The following is a 3,192-nucleotide window of genomic DNA, read 5'->3' as shown; positions in this document are numbered from 1 at the left end:
ATTCACACTGTATTCTTTTCTTAAAACATCTTGGGCGTTGTATGGTTAAGCCTCTCGGGCAATTAGTATGAGTTAGCTTAACGTGTCACCACGCTTCCACACCTCACCTATCAACGTTGTGGTCTTCAACGACCCTTTAGTAGACTCGAAGTCTAAGGGATGACTCATCTTGTGGCCGGCTTCCCGCTTAGATGCTTTCAGCGGTTATCCGTTCCGAACGTAGCTACCGGGCAATGCCATTGGCATGACAACCCGAACACCAGCGGTTCGTTCACTCCGGTCCTCTCGTACTAGGAGCAACTCCACTCAATCATCCAACGCCCACGGCAGATAGGGACCGAACTGTCTCACGACGTTCTAAACCCAGCTCGCGTACCACTTTAAATGGCGAACAGCCATACCCTTGGGACCGACTTCAGCCCCAGGATGTGATGAGCCGACATCGAGGTGCCAAACACCGCCGTCGATATGAACTCTTGGGCGGTATCAGCCTGTTATCCCCGGAGTACCTTTTATCCGTTGAGCGATGGCCCTTCCATACAGAACCACCGGATCACTATGACCTACTTTCGTACCTGCTCGACGTGTCTGTCTCGCAGTTAAGCTGGCTTCTACCATTACACTAACCGTACGATGTCCGACCGTACTTAGCCAACCTTCGTGCTCCTCCGTTACTCTTTAGGAGGAGACCGCCCCAGTCAAACTACCCACCAGACACTGTCCGCAATCCCGATTCAGGGACCTACGTTAGAACATCAAACATACAAGGGTGGTATTTCAAGGACGGCTCCATCAGAACTAGCGTTCCAACTTCAAAGCCTCCCACCTATCCTACACATGTAGGGTCAATGTTCAGTGCCAAGCTATAGTAAAGGTTCACGGGGTCTTTCCGTCTAGCCGCGGGTATACGGCATCTTCACCGCAATTTCAATTTCACTGAGTCTCGGCTGGAGACAGCCTGGCCATCATTACACCATTCGTGCAGGTCGGAACTTACCCGACAAGGAATTTCGCTACCTTAGGACCGTTATAGTTACGGCCGCCGTTTACCGGGGCTTCGATCAAGAGCTTCGCTTGCGCTAACCCCATCAATTAACCTTCCGGCACCGGGCAGGTGTCACACCCTATACGTCCACTTACGTGTTTGCAGAGTGCTGTGTTTTTAATAAACAGTTGCAGCCAGCTGGTCACTGCGACTCTCCAATGCTTACACCGCAAGGGCTTCACATCAAAGAGCGTACCTTCTCCCGAAGTTACGGTACTATTTTGCCTAGTTCCTTCAGCCGAGTTCTCTCAAGCGCCTTGGTATGCTCTACCTGACCACCTGTGTCGGTTTAGGGTACGGTCACCAATACCTGAAGCTTAGAGGCTTTTCCTGGAAGCATAGCGTTAGCAACTTCATCACCTTAGTGACTCGTCTCGTGTCTCAGTCTTAAGAAACCGGATTTTCCTAGTCTCTCAACCTACACACTTTCACGCGGACTACCAACGCCGCGCTTGCCTAGCTTTCTCCGTCCCCCCATCGCAGTATTGGCCGGTACAGGAATATTAACCTGTTTCCCATCGACTACGCCTTTCAGCCTCGCCTTAGGAGCCGACTCACCCTACCCTGATTAGCATGGGATAGGAACCCTTGGTCTTTCGGCGGGGAAGTTTTTCACTCCCCTTATCGTTACTCATGTCAGCATTCGCACTTCTGATACCTCCAGCATCCTTCTCAAGACACCTTCGCAGGCTTACAGAACGCTCCTCTACCACTTGCACATAATGCAAGTCCGCAGCTTCGGTGAATGATTTTAGCCCCGTTACATCTTCCGCGCAGGCCGACTCGACTAGTGAGCTATTACGCTTTCTTTAAAGGGTGGCTGCTTCTAAGCCAACCTCCTAGCTGTCTATGCCTTCCCACATCGTTTTCCACTTAATCATTACTTTGGGACCTTAGCTGGCGGTCTGGGTTGTTTCCCTTTTCACGACGGACGTTAGCACCCGCCGTGTGTCTCCCGAGTAGTACTCATTGGTATTCGGAGTTTGCATGGGGTTGGTAAGTCGGGATGACCCCCTAGCCCAAACAGTGCTCTACCCCCAATGGTATTCGCTCGAGGCGCTACCTAAATAGCTTTCGAGGAGAACCAGATATCTCCGAGCTTGATTAGCCTTTCACTCCGATCCACAAGTCATCCCCTAATTTTTCAACATTAGTGGGTTCGGTCCTCCAGTTAGTGTTACCCAACCTTCAACCTGCTCATGGATAGATCGCCCGGTTTCGGGTCTACACCCTGCAACTATTCGCCCAGTTAAGACTCGGTTTCCCTACGGCTCCCCTATTCGGTTAACCTCGCTACAGAATGTAAGTCGCTGACCCATTATACAAAAGGTACGCAGTCACACCACGAAGGTGCTCCCACTGCTTGTACGTACACGGTTTCAGGTTCTATTTCACTCCCCTTACAGGGGTTCTTTTCGCCTTTCCCTCACGGTACTGGTTCACTATCGGTCAGTCAGGAGTATTTAGCCTTGGAGGATGGTCCCCCCATGTTCAAACAGGATACCACGTGTCCCGTCCTACTCGTTTTCACTATAAAAGCATTGTCGTGTACGGGGCTATCACCCTGTATCGCTACCCTTTCCAGAGTATTCCACTAACACCAATATAGCTTAAGGGCTACTCCGCGTTCGCTCGCCGCTACTAACGGAATCTCGGTTGATTTCTTTTCCTCGGGGTACTTAGATGTTTCAGTTCTCCCGGTTTGCCTCGCTACACTATGTATTCATGTAGCGATAGTGAGTAAACTCACTGGGTTTCCCCATTCGGATATCTACGGATATAATGCCTCTTACCGGCTCCCCATAGCTTTTCGCAGGTTAGTACGTCCTTCATCGCCTCTGACTGCCAAGGCATCCACCGTGTACGCTTAGTCACTTAACCATACAACCCCAAAATGTCTTGAAGTGTACAGTGTGAATAAGGTATACAATTAAATGTAACCTTAGTTTTTTTACTTTTTACATCAGCTTGCCAAATTGTTAAAGAGCAGTTTTGAGATTAAACTCAAATATAAACACTTATAGACTAAGCACTTATATTTGAATTCCTAGAGCCGGTTTAAAACCAGAAGTGGTGGAGTTAAGCGGGATCGAACCGCTGACCTCCTGCGTGCAAGGCAGGCGCTCTCCCAGCTGAGCTATAACCCC

General features: G+C 49.9%; 1 tRNA gene and 1 rRNA gene. Both read right to left on the bottom strand.

Going from position 1 to position 3,192, the window contains the following annotated elements:
* Window positions 1-41 precede the first annotated feature (41 nt).
* Window positions 42-2,926 (bottom strand): 23S ribosomal RNA (locus JAO78_RS16480).
* Between the two features lie 190 nt (window positions 2,927-3,116).
* Window positions 3,117-3,192 (bottom strand) — tRNA-Ala (locus JAO78_RS16475).

It is taken from the genome of Alishewanella maricola (assembly GCF_016343785.1).
Classification (GTDB): domain Bacteria; phylum Pseudomonadota; class Gammaproteobacteria; order Enterobacterales; family Alteromonadaceae; genus Alishewanella; species Alishewanella maricola.
This window is presented reverse-complemented; position numbering and strand designations above follow the sequence as displayed.